At 42.1% G+C, this 16,136-nt stretch carries 14 protein-coding genes; 11 read left to right on the top strand and 3 right to left on the bottom strand.

Going from position 1 to position 16,136, the window contains the following annotated elements; genetic code table 11:
- Positions 1-15: 15 nt before the first annotated feature.
- A complete protein-coding gene (locus tag V7K46_RS09205) occupies positions 16-270 on the bottom strand; it encodes a SemiSWEET transporter (protein ID WP_335112317.1) in 255 nt (84 codons plus the stop codon).
- A gap of 112 nt (positions 271-382) precedes the next feature.
- Positions 383-2,245 carry a tetratricopeptide repeat protein gene (locus tag V7K46_RS09210; RefSeq protein WP_335112319.1) on the bottom strand — a complete coding sequence of 621 codons (1,863 nt, stop codon included), beginning with the start codon at positions 2,243-2,245 and terminating at the stop codon, positions 383-385.
- A 273-nt stretch (positions 2,246-2,518) separates the two neighbouring features.
- Between V7K46_RS09210 and V7K46_RS09215 the strand changes: the two genes are divergently transcribed.
- A complete protein-coding gene (locus V7K46_RS09215) occupies positions 2,519-4,339 on the top strand; it encodes a tetratricopeptide repeat protein (RefSeq protein WP_335112321.1) in 1,821 nt (606 codons plus the stop codon).
- A 214-nt stretch (positions 4,340-4,553) separates the two neighbouring features.
- On the opposite strand, the gene V7K46_RS09220 is transcribed toward V7K46_RS09215, so the two are convergent.
- Entirely contained in the window at positions 4,554-4,730 is a 177-nt protein-coding gene (locus tag V7K46_RS09220) for a hypothetical protein (protein ID WP_335112324.1), read from the bottom strand.
- A 208-nt stretch (positions 4,731-4,938) separates the two neighbouring features.
- Here V7K46_RS09220 and V7K46_RS09225 point away from each other — a divergent pair, with 208 nt between their 5' ends.
- The 10 genes from V7K46_RS09225 (at position 4,939) to V7K46_RS09270 (ending at position 15,900) form a co-directional block, all read left to right on the top strand.
- A complete protein-coding gene (locus V7K46_RS09225) occupies positions 4,939-5,820 on the top strand; it encodes a pentapeptide repeat-containing protein (RefSeq protein ID WP_335112326.1) in 882 nt (293 codons plus the stop codon).
- A gap of 128 nt (positions 5,821-5,948) precedes the next feature.
- Entirely contained in the window at positions 5,949-6,098 is a 150-nt protein-coding gene (locus tag V7K46_RS09230) for a hypothetical protein (RefSeq protein ID WP_335112328.1), read from the top strand.
- Positions 6,099-6,375: 277 nt separating this feature from the next.
- The gene (locus V7K46_RS09235) at positions 6,376-7,851 is read left to right on the top strand and encodes a pentapeptide repeat-containing protein (protein WP_335112330.1); all 1,476 of its coding nucleotides are present in this window, start codon (positions 6,376-6,378) and stop codon (positions 7,849-7,851) included.
- Between the two features lie 96 nt (positions 7,852-7,947).
- Positions 7,948-9,057: a pentapeptide repeat-containing protein gene (locus tag V7K46_RS09240; protein ID WP_335112332.1), complete on the top strand. Its 1,110-nt coding sequence runs from the start codon at positions 7,948-7,950 to the stop codon at positions 9,055-9,057.
- Positions 9,058-9,061: 4 nt separating this feature from the next.
- Positions 9,062-9,304 carry a hypothetical protein gene (locus V7K46_RS09245; RefSeq protein ID WP_335112334.1) on the top strand — a complete coding sequence of 81 codons (243 nt, stop codon included), beginning with the start codon at positions 9,062-9,064 and terminating at the stop codon, positions 9,302-9,304.
- 123 nt (positions 9,305-9,427) lie between these two features.
- Positions 9,428-9,682 (top strand): helix-turn-helix domain-containing protein, encoded by a 255-nt coding sequence (locus tag V7K46_RS09250; RefSeq protein WP_298910727.1) that lies wholly within the window; start codon positions 9,428-9,430, stop codon positions 9,680-9,682.
- On the top strand, positions 9,672-11,615 hold the full coding sequence (locus V7K46_RS09255; RefSeq protein ID WP_335112337.1) for a PAS domain S-box protein: 1,944 nt from the start codon (positions 9,672-9,674) through the stop codon (positions 11,613-11,615). Before V7K46_RS09250 ends, V7K46_RS09255 begins: the two co-directional genes overlap by 11 nt.
- Complete coding sequence (locus tag V7K46_RS09260) at positions 11,612-12,088, top strand: response regulator (RefSeq protein WP_335112339.1); 477 nt, start codon at positions 11,612-11,614, stop codon at positions 12,086-12,088. Before V7K46_RS09255 ends, V7K46_RS09260 begins: the two co-directional genes overlap by 4 nt.
- Entirely contained in the window at positions 12,085-14,049 is a 1,965-nt protein-coding gene (locus V7K46_RS09265) for a hybrid sensor histidine kinase/response regulator (protein WP_335112341.1), read from the top strand. Before V7K46_RS09260 ends, V7K46_RS09265 begins: the two co-directional genes overlap by 4 nt.
- A 657-nt stretch (positions 14,050-14,706) precedes the next feature.
- On the top strand, positions 14,707-15,900 hold the full coding sequence (locus tag V7K46_RS09270; protein ID WP_442939816.1) for an ABC exporter membrane fusion protein: 1,194 nt from the start codon (positions 14,707-14,709) through the stop codon (positions 15,898-15,900).
- Positions 15,901-16,136 lie beyond the last annotated feature (236 nt).

Consider the following 16,136-nt stretch of genomic DNA (forward strand, 5'->3'; position numbering starts at 1 on the left):
TTTTTAGAGGCAAGTTTATCTATATTTAATTTTAAGCCATAGAATAATGAAGTTAAAAACCAATGTCACGCCGTTAGCCAGAATAATCGGTAACGATTGTAGATATATTCCATAAATTAACCACAAAAAAACACCAGTCATGAATGTAATTAACGTAACCAAAGAAACATCTTTTACTGATTTTGTTTGCCACATTTTAAACATCTGTGGCAAAAAAGAGATTGTGGTTATTGTGGCAGCCGCTAATCCTAGAATTGTCAGAAAATCCATGTGATGCAACCATATCAAATATTTTGTAGTGTAACGCCAGAGTGACACTTGCATTACATTCAATTTTTCTTAGTTTATCTTTTAGTTTTCTAATGAGATTTTAATTCCTGATTCAGCCCTTATTATTTGGCTGTTTAATATAAGACTTTGCCCAAGCATAGCGCTGTGGATCTTTTTTCAGCAAGTATTCTATTACTTCCTGACGCTTGTTTTCATTCTTAGCATTTTTCACTACTCGCTTGATTTCAGAATCCATATCTCTAGGATTAGCCCCACGTTTTATTGCTTCTTGAAACCAATACTCACCATCTGAATATTGATGCCGTTCAAAACAAATAGCTCCCATCAAGGTGTAAGGATGATGGCTTTTTGGCTGATACTCAATAGCTTGACGAGCGCAATTTTCTGCATTATCTAATTTTTCAATATCTCGAAAGGCTCCACCTCTGCTAGTTAGCAAAGCTGACTTAAGTTTATTTTCTTTAATTTTGTCGAATTCCAAATTATTCGTCAGTTGCAATGCCTGTTCTGGTTCATCTGCTTTGCGCCAATGGCTACTAGCATTAGCTAAGTTCCATTTGTTGCCAGTGCGCTGAAACTCCTGTTCATAGAAATTTGCTTCAATTGTGTGGTAAGCAATCAAAATCTTACCAGAGAATAATTTAGTCTCCTGATATTTAAGCTCTTCTTGCCACCTATAATAACTATATATTGCTTGAGGCATTTCAATTCTATTCTCCTGAAGCCAAGCAACATCTGTTGGTTCAAGTCGCTCTTTTAACTCAAGTTTTTGCAAAATTGTGTATAAAAGACTGGTATGTGATTTATCTTGATAGCTTAAAACATCATATTTTGATTTCAAAGCTGCAAAGTACTTTTGTTGTGCGAGAACAATGATATCTTCTCGCCCATTATTTTGTAGCCACTCAATTTCTGATTCATTTAGAACTTTTCCCGATTCTATATTAAACTTGAGAGTATTAGCATATTTTTCGTTAACAATTTCTATTGTCTTAGTTAACTTACGCTTTCTCAAGAAGTTAATATCCTGTTCTCCTAAGTAATTGGATAAATCAAGTCTTTTGAGAACTTTATACAGATGATTGTTAGGTGATAAATCATCATAATGAGTTACCTTATACTTAGCTTTCAAAGCAGCAAATTCTCGTGTTTTTTCCAACTCTTGAGCAATGACAATTGTTTCCCTAAGTCCTTGCTGTTCTAGCCAGTTAATTTCTGACTCACTCAAATTATGTTGGGCGTCAATATTTTGCAGTATTGGATATAGCGGACTGGATAATGATAATTCTGAATGTTTAATGGCTTGATATTTATCTCTTAATTTAGCAAATTGAGTTTCTTTTATTGACTCTTGTTGTTGAAAAAATTCTGCGGTTTCAAAGAGTTCGTTATTGATCAACCAATTATACTCAGAATTATTTAACCGTTCTGTTAGCTCTAACTTTGTCAGTATTTGATAAAGTAGACTATCAGGATATGAGTCTTGATATTGAGTAGCTTTGTATTTAGATTTAAGTTGAGTAAATCGTTTCACCTCTTGAGCAATTTTATTAGTCTCATATAAACCGTTTGCTCTCAGCCATTTAACTTCTGAATCAGTAAGGAAATTTCCTGACTCAAGTTTTAAAAGAATGAAATAGAGATGACTCGATTGCCAAGAAATATTATGCTTTGTAGCTTTATACTTAGACTTTAATTTGGAGAATTCAAATTCTAGATTTCCGAATTCTTGTACTTTATGTTGCTGCTCTTGCTTGATAGCTTCTAAAATCTCCTCAAGCTTAGATTCTCCCAACCAATTAGATTCTAAGTCAAGGAGTTCAATTCCTAAGTCAAGTTTTCGTAGTATGAGATACAGCAGATTAGCAGGTGATGAATCTTGATGTTGAGTTACTTGGTATTTGGACTTTAAAGCAGCAAAGTGTTTTAACCGATTTTGAGACTCTTTATCCATGTTGATAGTAGATGCGATCGCACTGAGCTAAATGTGTTATCCGCTACTATAGCAATATCAGTAAAAAACGGCGAGTCAGACACCCACCGTTCTGATTTGCGGTGCTTGCTGCTGTTTAAGTCGCCTAAAATTCGTCGCACTCATCTGGGCTAACAGAAAATCAGGAATTAAAATCTTAGCAAGAGGCACACTAAGCTGGAACGATTGTCAAAATCTATCGTTAAGAATCCCGTTGCCTTTAAGCTAGGGAATGTCGAAATTCAATAAAGTTATATGAATGCTGAAGACTTTTTAAACCAAGGATTAAACCACAATTTGCAAGGGGATTATCAAGGAGCAATCGCAGCTTACACCCAAGCAATCAACCTCAACCCTAACTATGCTGAAGCTTACCATAATCGAGGAATTATTCTCAGTGGTCAATTAAAAGATTATCTCAGTGCGATCGCAGATTTTAATCGCGCCATAGAAATCAATCCCAATTTTGCCACAGCCTATTATCACCGAGGTAATGCACGTTACTTTTTAGCCGATTATGAAGGAGCGATCGCGGATCATAACCAAGCATTACAAATAGATCCCAATTTAGCCCAATCCTACCACAGCCGGGGTAATGCTTACTTTGCCTTAGAAAACTACGACAAAGCGATCGCTGATTATATCCAAACAATAGAAACTAGTACCCAATTAGCTGATAATATCAATATTGATATTGCCAATGCCTATCATAATCGGGGTGTAACTTGTTTTGAAAAGGGTAATCATCAAGGAGCGATCGCCGATTTCCAGCAAGCTTTACAGTGGCATCCCCATTTTGCCGCAGCTTACAGCAATCGGGGTAATATTCACCATATCTTAGGAAATTATCACGAAGCGATCGCGGATCATGACCGAGCATTACAATTAGATCCCAACTTAGCCGAGGCTTATCATAACCGAGGTAATGCCCACTACGCTTTAGCAGAGTATCAAAGTGCGATCGCTTCTTACAACCGCGCCCTAGAAATCAACCCCAAGTTTGCCGGGGCATATTACAATCGGGGTTTGGTTCTTGCTCATCTCAAAGAATATCATCGAGCAATTGAGGATTTTAACCAAGCATTAAAGTTGAATCCTGATGATCTGCAAGCCTATTGTGAGCGGGGTCTTGTCCGTAGTACTCTTGAGGATTATCAGGGTGCGATCGCCGATTATGACCAAGCCTTACAAGAAAATCCGACTCTAGCTTTAGTATACGGCTTTCGGGCGAATGCTCGTCGCCGATTGGGAGATTATCAAGGTGCAATTGAAGATAGCAATCGCCTATTACAACTCAATCCTAGTTTAGCTGAAGGATATTGCGATCGCGCGGCGGCTCGTCGTTCTTTAGCAGATCATAAAGGAGCAATTAAAGATTATGATCGGGCATTAGAAATTAATGATAACTTAGCCGCAGCTTATTATGGTCGGGGTATTGCCCGTGAAGCCCTGCAAGACTTACAGGGAGCAATTGAGGATAACACCCAAGCAATAGAGCTTGTGCCTGAATTTTCTCAAGCGTACTGCAATCGAGGAAATGCTCGTCGTCTTTTGGGGGATGAACAGGGGGCGATCGCAGATTATAATCAAGCATTACAAATTAATCCTGATTTAATTGAAGCATATTACAACCGAGGTTCAACCCATTATGCTTTAGAAGAATATGAAAGTGCGATCGCAGATTACACCCAAGCTTTGGAAATTAATCCCCAATCTGCTGCATTTTACAGCGATCGCGCTAATGCTCGCTATGCCTTAGAAGATTTTCAAGGAGCAATAGAAGATTACAGTCGAGCGATCGCGATCGACCCCAGTTTTGCTGAAGACTGGTACAATCGGGGTCGTAGCCGTTCTTTATTAAAAGACTTACAAGGAGCGCTTGCAGACTTAAACAAAGCCTTAGAGCGTCAGCCTAATTGGGCTTCAGCTTACATCCTTCGGGCAGATGTCTACCAAAATCTCGGAGACTCTCAAGGAGCAATTGCCGATTTCCAGAAATCCGCTGACTTATATTACCAAGAAGGAAATATCCAATATTATCAACAAATTATTCAACTAATTGAACAGCTTCAATGAAGAAATTGGGTATTGGGTATTGGGCATTGTCACGCTGAAATAAATAAATTTCCAGATTTTGAATTAGTTGTTGAGTTTGATGTCAAATCCGATGTGAATGAGATTGTATACGCCACGACAATTCTACACCGCTAGCACCACCACCCATGATCGCAATGCTAATTGGTTCTTAAGGATTTTTATCTACAGCTTTAATTAGTTCATACCAATGTTACTATAGCTGCGATACTAGTTTAGCTGCGATCGCATATTCTGCTGCACCTGATACAGACACTGTGACCGAAGTGCTGCCAATATCAATAAACAGTACATCAAAATCTACCGTAAGTCCGTTAGCACAAACAACTTTGTTATTTTCCAAGTCTAGGGCAACTACTCTGTTAATATACAACTTTGCTTGAGCAAAGGTCGCAAATCAATATCGCATTCCTCGTGGCTGTTAAATCGAGCAATGTGTCCTGGTAACATTCCATCGGCTGTCTTTTGATTTGCAGTAATCAATGTCAAACTTACTTTGGGTAACGGCTTTATTCCAAACATTCTCAGGACAATTGATGGCTGTGACTGCCACCCATCAGCACTAAGTCTTTAACTATCGTATGTTGACAGTAATCATTAATTCTTTTCATACTATAAAAAATATTTCATCAACAAATAACAGTCAATTCTCAAAGATATGTCTGAAGATACATGCTTTTCAGAAAAAAGTTAACCAAATTCAGTATAATTTACAAAAACAACGTTTAAAAATAGCAATTGAACAACTAGGGAATAAGACAATAGAAACCAGTCTCGCTGTTATTAATGATTTAGAGCAAATTGCCCATAATTATCCACAGTACCACTGGATAATCATGGAGATTCTTACTAATTTTGTCCGAGAAAATGCTCATTACACGCCCCAAAAGGAAGTAACAAGCAATATCGGGGCAAAAGTTCGTGCAGATATTCAAGCAGCCCTTACCGTTATCGCTAGAAGAGATGTAAGTAAATCGGCGGGAATAAATCAAACTATGTTAAGTAATGTCAAAACATTGAGATTGGCTTTTAGTAGGGGCTTTAGCCCTGATATTAAGGCTAAAGCCCTGACTACAAACCGGGAATTATTTATGTCGAGCTACTTAAATAAAGACCCAGAAAATGAGCAACTTGATTTAAGTCACGCCGACATGAGAGGAGCAAACCTGAATAGGGCGAACCTAGAACAGACAAATCTCTATCAAGCTAATCTTGCTGGGGCTAATCTTAGAGAAGCTAATCTTGCTGGGGCAATCCTCAGCGCAGCTAACCTAGAAGGAGCTAACTTATATCTAGCCAACCTAGAAGGAGCAATCCTCAGTGCAGCTAACCTAAAAGGAGCTAACCTCTCTGGAGCTAACCTGCATTGTGCAAGCTTATATCTAGCTAGGTTGGACGGGGCAATTCTCGATGATGCCATACTTGATGGGGCAAATCTTAGGGAAGCCAAATTTTCTAAGTAAAATACTAGTACCGCAAGGTGTAAATCCAGCTACCGTTTCAATTAACAAGACTTGGGGCTTAAGAACGGGCAAAATCTCCTTGTTAAAAGTAGTCAAACTTCCGCCACAGTTTACTATAGCAGTCCTAAATGATTCGTAAACTTCCTTCTTCTTTTGGCGCTCTTCTCTACGAGACGCTGCGCGTTGGCATTGGCGGAGCCTCTCGTAGAGAAGGCGGCTTGGCGGTAGCCTGCGGCAAGCCGCTGCGCGTCTACGATATATTTTTACAACTCAAATAAGATTGCTATAGTACGGTTTATCTACGAGACGCTACGCATTCGCCTCTAGTCTGGTAGATAAGGCTAAATTCGTCATTCATAATTCGTAATTCTTGTACCACAAGCGTTTCATTGTTTTGGAATGGTGGTTTATTTCTGTCGGAACGTATAAGTATATTCGATGTCATTCCTTAGTTCAATGAGTGTCTTGACACCTATTATAATTTTTTGCTAAATGCTATACTATTTTGCCCAAATATCTAAGTAATAATTCTAGGTTGTAAGGAAAATCTTTACCATGTCTTCTAAAAAGACAGACGCTCCGTTGAATTGGTTGATAACTATAACAGTTATATTTGGCTTCTCGTTGACTGTAATTTTATTCGCGTTGTCCAGTATTAAGGAGTTGTCAATTCAGGAAAAAATCCAATATAGAAACCAAGCATTAGCAACTACTGCAATAGTTTTTCTAGCATCGGCAGCAATATTTAATACTTATTATGCATCAAAGCGTGCCCAAGCGATGCAGAAAAATGCGATCGCAGCTGAGAAAAACCTGGAAATTGGTATTCAGAATGCCAAAATCAATCAAGACAGATTGATTTCAGAACGCTTTATGGGGGCAATTGCCCAGCTTGGTCATGATAAGATTGAAACCCGAACAGGTGCAATTTATGCATTAGAAAGAGTTGCTCAGGATTTTCCTACTGAACACTGGACAATCATGGAAATCCTCACTGCTTTTGTGCGAGAGAATGTACCTATCCACCCGGTGAGGGTAGAACAACAAAAGCCGGAATATTCACCAGCAGATTACTCAGGTAGGCGTAGAAGTGGGTCGCGTCCGACTCAGCAGTTGGAGCAAAACCTGCATGAAGAATTGCCAAACATCCGCACCGATATTCAAGCAGCCCTAACTGTCATTGGTAGGCGTAATTTACTCGAAGACCCAAAAGATCAGAAACTTGATTTACGTAATATCGACATCAGACGAGCAGACCTGCTAGGGGTTAATCTCCAACAAGCAGACTTACGTGGTTCTGACCTGAGTGGGGCTGACCTGCGTGGAGCCGACTTGAGTGAGGCTGACCTGAATGGCGCTAAACTCGTTAAGTCTATTCTCTATGAAACTAAATTACAAAAAGCTAACCTATGTGGAGCAAACCTTTGTTGGGCTAATCTCAACCGCGCTAATTTTTGTGGGGCAAACATGCGTTCAGCCAACCTCTGTGGCGCAAGTCTGCGTATAGCTAATCTGCAAGGAGCAAACCTCTATAAAGCTAACTTGCAACAAGCAACCTTAAAAATGGCCAATCTCTCTGGAGCAAAGTTGTTTCTCGCTAACTTGCAAGGAGCAAAACTGGGTAAAGCCAATTTGCAGATGACGGGTTTGATTGGTGCTAACCTTTCAGGGGCTAACTTAAATGGGGCCAACCTTTCTGGGGCTAACTTGAATGCAGCCAAACTTCACCAAACAGAAGTCTATTTTGCCAACCTCTCAGAAGCCAGCTTAACGGAAGCTGACCTGCATCAAGCAAACCTCATCGGAGCAAACCTATATAGGGCAACCTTTTATCAAGCTAACTTGACTCAGGCAAACCTGATGGGAGCTAACTTCTCAGAAGCTAACCTCAGTGATGTCAAACTGGAAGGGACAATTTTAACAGGGGCTAAAAACTTAGAGTTGCAGCAGATTAGAAAAGCACTTGGCGATCGCACTACTCGCCTACCTGATTATATCGAAGTACCGACAGATTGGCGGCAGTCTGGTTAAGTTATCGCAGCATCATTAGTTATTTGGGCGCATTCTACCGTTTTCACTTAATGCTTGCTATAGTTTTTACCAAAAGTCTCTGTAATAATTCTGGAGATGACGAAGACTAAAGCTATGTCTGATAACAAGACGGACACACTTAAAGGTTGCTTGATAATTTTAGCTATTATATTTATCGTCTTTTTAGGTGCTGTTATCTGGATATTTTTATCTTCTGATTTTGCCTTTTTGAATCCTAAAGGTTTGGAAACAGAGCAAAGGCTAAATTATGGAACTAAAGCCTTAACAACTCTTGGGACAATTTTCGGTGGATTTGCAGTATTAATCAATGCTTACTATGCAGCGAAGCGTTGGGAAGCTATGGATAAAAGTGCTGAGGCTGCAAATAAGAGTGCTGAAGCTGCTTTAAAAAATGCAGAAGCAGCACAAGACAAGCAAATCTCAGAGCGCTTTGCGAAGGCGATTGAACAGCTTGGAAATGAAAAGATTGAAACGCGATTAGGGGCAATTTATACTTTAGAACGAATCGCCAAGGATTCCAAAGATTATCACTGGACAATTATGGAAGTCCTTACGGCTTTTGTGCGAGAGAATGCGCCTTTGAAAAAAGAAGAGGAAAAGGCAGAGAAGGCAAAACCGTTAATCAAGTCAGAGGAGATAGAGCAAAAACCAAAACTTAAGACGGATATTCAAGCAGCCCTTACCGTCATTGGACGGCGCAAGCCTGAGAATGACCCGAAAAATCAGTGGCTTGATTTACGTAATATCGATATCAGGGGAGCAGACCTCACGAAAGTCGAGATGCAAGGGGTAAATCTCATGGAAGCTAACCTGCAATGGGCTGTATTCGAGGAAGCCAAGCTGCAAGGAGCATTTCTTTCTGGAGCTAACCTACGAAGGGCAGACCTTTGGGAAGCCAATCTGCAAAAGGCTGTCTTCAATAGAGCTAACCTGCAAAAAGCATACCTTATGGAAGCTAACCTGGAAGAGGCTTGCTTTGAAGAAGCTAACTTGGAAGGAGCAGACCTTGACGGAGCAAATCTGCAAGAAGCATTCCTGATAGGGGCAAACCTTTCTGAAGCCGAAAATCTAGGACAAGAGCAGATTGAAGAGGCAATTGGCGATCGCACAACCATCCTACCGGAAAATCTTCAACCACCTGAACATTGGAAAGCTCAAGTTTCATCCTCCGAACCTCAACGTTGAGCCTTTGAACCTCAACGTCGAGCCTTTGAACCTCAACGTCGAGCCTTTGAACCTCAACGTCGAGCCTTTGAACCTCAACGTCGAGCCTTTGAACCTCAACGTCGAGCCTTTTAACCTCAACGTCGAGCCTTTTAACCTCAACGTCGAGCCTTTTAACCTCAACGTCGAGCCTTTTAACCTCAACGTTGAACCTTTGAACCTCAACGTCGAGCCTTTTAACCTCAACGTCGAGCCTTTTAAGATATAAGATTGGCTAGAGTGACTGCAAAACCTAACTTACTGGTATAACCTTATAAATATTCCCTAAGCGAGAGACAAACAATAGGACACCTGTCCTATCTTGGTAATTCTATGGGAATAGAAAAAGAAGATGTCTGTAACAAAAGGACTAAGAAGTTTAGATTTAATTCGGGAGCTTCGGCAGCAACTCAATCTTTCTCAGAAACAGTTTGCTGCTAGATTAGGAGTTTCATTCAAAACAGTAAATCGCTGGCAGAATGGGCATACAGTGCCTTCACAGATAGCATTAAAACTAATAGAAGAAATGTTACGGAAGATGGGTGAACCTGGTAAAAGTTTGCTAAACCAGTATTTTCCAGAAGCAGAGTCGGGTTATGACTCATAAAGTGAGGACATTTAAACCTAAAGACATCTTTGCTAGCGGTAGTAACAAGGGTGCAATCATTCCAGAGCAACTGCTGCACTATATTATTGCTTTGCTATCCGTTGCCTTAGGACTAGGAGTAACGATGCTGCTCCGTCCATATCTGAGCGCAACGCCTTCTGCACTATTTTTTGCAGCAGTGATGGTGAGCGCCTGGTACGGGGGTTTCGCACCAGGACTAGTTGCAACTGTTTTGTCTACTTTGATAGTCAACTACTTGTTTCTTCAGCCGCTCTATCCGCTATACATTACACATCAGGATATTTTAGTCCGGCTGGCCGTGTTCATAATGACAGCAGGGTTAATCATCTGGCTCAACGAATCACGCCGCACAGCCCAAAAAAAAGCTGAAGCGAACCTCAAGTTCCTACGCCAAAGTGAGGCAAGGTTTGGTCGCTTAGTAGAGTCCAATATTATTGGAATCATTATGGCTGATCTGAACGGCTCGATCATTGAAGCTAATGATGCCTTTCTGCAAATGCTTAATTATACACGCGAGGATTTGCGCTCTGGTCGAATCCGCTGGGGCGAGATCACCCCACCCCAATACCTTGAGGTGAGTGAGCGATCAATTCAAGAACTGAGAATTGCCGGGAGTTGTAAGCCCTTTGAGCAGGAATACATCCGTAAAGACGGCTCTCTAATTTCCGCCTTACTTGGCTTTGTCAAGCAGGAAGAGACTATCATTGGTTTTGTTCTTGACTTGAGCGAACGACAAGCTGCGCTACGCGATCGCAACCAGGTAGAAGCAGCGTTGCGTGAAAGTGAAGCCCGTTTTCGTCATCTGGCAGACACCACTCCCGTACTGGTGTGGATGTCTGGCACAGACAAACTCTGTTATTACTTCAATAAACCCTGGCTAGAGTTTACCGGGCGGACTCTGGAGCAAGAGATGGGCAACGGGTGGGCTGAAAATGTTCATGAGGATGATTTTCAGCATTGCTTAGACATATACATTAATGCCTTTGATGCCCGACAAGATTTTAAAATGGAATATCGCTTCAGACGCAATGATGGCGAATACCGTTGGATTTTGGATACTGGTGTGCCTCGGTTTACACCAACTGGGGAATTTCTCGGCTATATTGGCTCCTGTGTTGATATCCACGATCGCAAAGTTGCCGAAGCCGCCCTGCAACAACTGAACGAAATGCTAGAACAACGGATTCAAGAGCGCACCCTCCAACTCGAAGCCGCCAACAAGGAACTCGAATCCTTTTCCTATTCAGTCTCTCACGACTTGCGAGCACCACTTCGCCACATCGCCGGATTTATAGAATTGCTTCAAAAGCGGCATAACTCAACAAGCACGTTAGATGAAATAAGTCAGCGCTATTTAAGAATAATTGCCGATACTGCCAAACAGGCAGGAATACTAATCGATGAGTTGCTCACATTTTCCCGCATGGGGCGCAGCGAGATGCGCTACATCAATTTGAATATGGAGCAACTAGTGCAAGAAATAAAGCGCGATTTGGTCAGTCAAACCCCAGGACGCACAATTAATTGGCATATAGAATCAGTGCCAGAAGTACAAGGCGACCCTTCGATGCTGCGGCTCGTCCTTCGCAACCTCATAGGCAATGCTGTAAAATATACCCAGACTCGAAACCCAGCAGAAATTACTATTGGAAGTACTGACAATGAAAACGAAGTTGTCTTTTTTATACAAGATAACGGCGTAGGCTTTAATATGCAATATGTCCACAAGCTATTTGGAGTATTTCAACGCCTGCATAGTGACCAACAATTTGAAGGTACAGGTGTTGGATTGGCAAACGTGCAACGCATTATTCATCGACATAATGGCCAAGTCTGGGCAGAGGCTGTAGTTGACAGTGGAGCCACCTTCTATTTCTCACTACCAAAACTGCGGAAGTTGGAGGGCGAATGAAAGAACTCAAGCGAATTCTACTGATTGAAGACAGTGCTAACGATGCAGAGTTAATATTGGCCGCCTTGTCGGAAAATCATCTCGCCAACGAAGTAGTGGTAGTGCGTGATGGAGAAGAAGCACTAGATTATCTCTATCGCCGGGGGCTGTTCCGGTTGCGAATGCAGGGGCATCCTATTGTAGTGCTGCTCGATTTGAAACTGCCTAAAATCGATGGACTAGAAGTACTGGCACAACTAAAATCTGACCCAGTAATGCGAGTGATTCCGATCGTGGTACTAACTTCTTCCCGTGAGGAGCCAGACTTAGTTCGATGCTACGAGTTAGGTGTAAATGCGTATGTCGTCAAGCCTGTAGATTACCATGAGTTTGCCAATGCTATCAAGGGTCTGGGACTGTTTTGGGCAGTGATTAATCAGCCACCCGTTGGTGCTTTACCCTCTGCACCTCATCGTCAACAGGAGATTAAATGATGAATGTCCTGCGTTTTCTGCTTTTGGAAGACAGTCCCTTAGATGCAGAGCTTGCCCAAGCGATATTAACTGAAGGGGGAATTTATTGCGAACTGATCAGAGTCGAAACCGGTGCTGATTTCCTAACTGCTCTGGAAACAGAGGGTTTCGATTTAATTCTTGCTGATTATGCCTTGCCTTCTTTTGATGGAATTTCAGCTCTGAAAATTGCCCGAAATCACACTCCAGAGGTTCCTTTTATCTTTGTCTCTGCCGCGTTGGGCGAAGAATTAGCGATCGAAGCCTTGAAGAACGGTGCAACCGATTATGTATTAAAGCAACGACTAGGGCGGTTAGTTCCCTCGGTGCAACGGGCATTGCGGGAAGCTAAGGAGCGCCAAGAGCGCCAGCAAGCAGAGAAATTGCTACAGAAGAGTGAAGCCAAGTATCGCAGAATTGTTGATACCTCTTATGAGGGAATCTGGATGATTGACTCTCAATCACGAACAGAGTTTGTGAATCAACGCTTCTGTGAGATGTTAGGTTATGCGGCTGAAGAGATGCTCGGTCGTTCCATGTTTGATTTTATAGCTCAGGCTGATGGGATAGCCGAAGAGACACTAAAGTGGCTAAAGGGAGAAGGGAGTGATTTAAAAGAAGGTCAATTGCGCTGCAAGGATGGTTCGTATATCTGGACGCTGATTTCTGCTAAAACTATTTTTAGTGAAGAAAATGAATTCTTGGGCGCGATCGCCATGCTAACTGATATCAGCGATCGCAAACGTACTGAATCAGAACGCGATCGCCTTTTCCAACTTGAGCAAACAGCCAGAGCAGAAGCAGAGGCTGCTAACCGCATAAAAGATGAGTTTTTGGCGGTACTTTCCCATGAATTGCGATCGCCGCTGAATCCGATTCTCGGTTGGGCAAAACTGTTACAGAGCCGTAAATTTGATGATACAGCGCTCCAAAAAGCCCTTGAAACCATTGAGCGCAATGCTAAATTACAAGCTCAACTAATTGAAGACTTGCTCGATGTTTCTCGTATTCTCCAAGGCAAACTCAATCTCAAGATGATACCAGTCAATCTGCCATCCACGATTGAAGCAGCAATGGAGACAGTGCGTTTAGCAGCAGAGGCTAAAACTATTCAAATTGAGATGATGCTTGACCGGAAGGGGAAAGTTTTGGGTGATTCAGCCCGCTTACAACAAGTTTTCTGGAACCTTTTATCAAATGCCGTCAAATTTACACCGATTGGGGGACATGTAAATGTGCAATTGGAGTGCATCGACGCTCAAGCGCAAATTACCGTCAGCGATACAGGTAAAGGCATTCACCCTGACTTTTTAGTTCATGTGTTTGACTATTTCCGTCAAGGTGACAGTACAACAACTAGAAAGTTTGGTGGGCTAGGGTTAGGTTTAGCGATCGCTCGTCACTTGGTTGAGATGCACGGTGGAACGATTTCGGCCGAAAGTCTGGGGGAGGAGCAGGGAGCCATTTTCACAATTAAGTTACCCCTGCTCAAAGATAGTGCAATAATCGAGGATGACCCGAATGCTGATTCCTTAACTGCCACTTTTGCCTCCTCTCCCCTGATGGGTCTACAAGTCCTGGTTGTGGATGACAATACTGATAGCCGCAACTTTTTCAGCTTTGTGCTGGAACAGTTTGGCGCGATCGTCACCGCAGTCGGATCGGCAGATCAAGCATTACAAGCGCTAACACAGTCAAAGCCAGATATCTTACTCAGCGATATTGGAATGCCAGAGATGAACGGCTATATGCTGATGCAACAGGTGCGGGATCTGGAAGCAGAAGTCGGGGGAAAACAGATTCCAGCGATCGCTCTGACTGCTTATGCAGGCGAAATCAATCAGCAGCAAGCACTAAGAGCCGGGTTTCAACAGCACATCGTTAAACCTGTAGCACCAGAGGAATTGCTCATGGCGATTTCCAATTTAGTCAGATGTGTTTAAGTGTTTCTGAGAAATCTGAGTAATTAGATGAACCTCGTTAAAACGTTAACCGAACCGGATTAAATGCGATCACGCACTGAAGTGATTGGTAGCAAATGGGTTGGTTAATTGAAAAAACAATTTAGCAAAAGAACTTTCAAGAGTAAAATATATAGCAATCCTAAATGAGTCGTGAAAATCTCCGATTCGTCTCTCTGCGCTGCGCCAGTTGCTTCAAGTCGGGGAACCCGCCCAACGCACTGGCTTCTCTGCGCCTCTGCGGTTAATTTATTTTACCTGATAAAAATATTTCCTTATAACTGAATTTACTCTGATTGTGGGCGCTGTTACAACGCGTAATTTGGAAACCGTTTACTATACCTGAGTACTTTCAAAAAACAAAAGTAGTTCGTCAGGAACATAAGTATCTTAATACTGGAAAGTGACTTGTTGTTATCCTATCCAGCTAAATTGCAGTAGGCTGGTAAATTCTCAATAATTTTCCTTTTTTATGAACTCGGAATTGATAATAACTAACAAAGGAAGTAAAAATTAGCAAAGAGGTAATATCAGAGCAAAATCCCCTTGTTCAAAAGCAAGCTCACAGGTAATCGGTATAAAGATAAAAACTTAATTTATTTAGTTTTTTCTGTGCCACTAGTTAAGAGGTAATCTATGGTGCGAAACTCAAAGCTAGGGTACAGAACGTTCCCTAAGCTTATTCTGCGTCCATCCGTTGCTATAGGTATAATTGCATCTTTATTGGTTTGTGGAATAAGTTTTTATATAGTAAAACGCTGGCATGATGCAAATCCAGAGGCACAAGTGCCAGCAACACAATTGCCACAGTTAAAAACAGTAACAGCTTTAGGGCGGATTGAACCACAGGGAAAGGTAATTAAACTATCTGCTGCGGTGTCTACAGAAGGAAGTCGGGTAGAAAAGTTGTTAGTAAAGGAGGGGGATAGGGTAAAAGCAGGACAGGTGATTGCGATTTTGAACAGCCGCGATCGCTTGCAAGCAGAATTAAAAGAGGTGCAGGAACAAGTGAAAGTAGCCCAGGCAAACCTAAACCGCATACAAGCAGGTGCTAAACGCGGTGAAATTGCCGCCCAAAAAGCTGCGATCGCTCGACTAAAAGCAGAACACCTTGGCGATATTAATGCCCAAGCAGCAACAATTGAGCGATTCCAAGCCGAAGTGCGTAACGCCCAAGCAGAAGACGAACGCTATCACCAACTATTTCAACAGGGTGCAATTTCCACCTCCCAAGGGGATAGCAAGCGTTTAAACTTGGAAACGGCCCAAAAAAGCCTGCAAGAAGCACAGGCACAGTTAAATCGCACCCAATCAACTAGCCAGCAAAAGATTAAAGAAGCCACAGCAACACTCGATGAAATCGCCGAAGTGCGCGGAGTGGATGTAGAAGCAGCTCAAGCAGAAGTTAATCGTGCCATAGCAGCGATGAATCTGGCAAAAGTCAATCTCGAACAGTCCCAAGTGCGATCGCCCCAAAATGGACAGGTATTTGAGATCCACACCCATCCTGGGGAATTGATATCAAATGATGGCATTGCAGATATTGGACAAACCAGCCAGATGTATGTCATAGCCGAAGTTTACGAAAGCGATATCAGCAAAGTGCATTCAGGGCAGCAAGTACAAGTATTTGGTGATTACCTGCCGATTGAATTGCAGGGAATCGTAGATCGCAAAGGCTTGCAAGTGCGACGGCAGAATGTCATTAACACAGATCCCGTCAGCAATATCGACAACAGAGTAGTAGAAGTCCATATCCGACTAGATCAAGCCTCCAGCCAAAAAGCTGCCAACTTAACCAATATGCAAGTTAAGGCAGTAATTGAACTATGAAAGGGCATAGGGCATTGAGCATGGGGCATTAGGAATGGAGATATAAGGTGGATGAATGAGTCTTTGAGGTGGATGAACGAGTCTTTGAGGTGGATGAACGAGTCTTTGAGGTGGATGAACGAGTCTTTGAGGTGGATGAACGAGTCTTTGAGGTGGATGAACGAGTCTTTGAGGTGGATGAACGAGTCTTTGAGGTGGATGAACGAGTCTTTGAGGTGGATGAACGAGTCTTTGAG

Source organism: Nostoc sp. (genome assembly GCF_036917395.1).
GTDB lineage: Bacteria > Cyanobacteriota > Cyanobacteriia > Cyanobacteriales > Nostocaceae > Nostoc.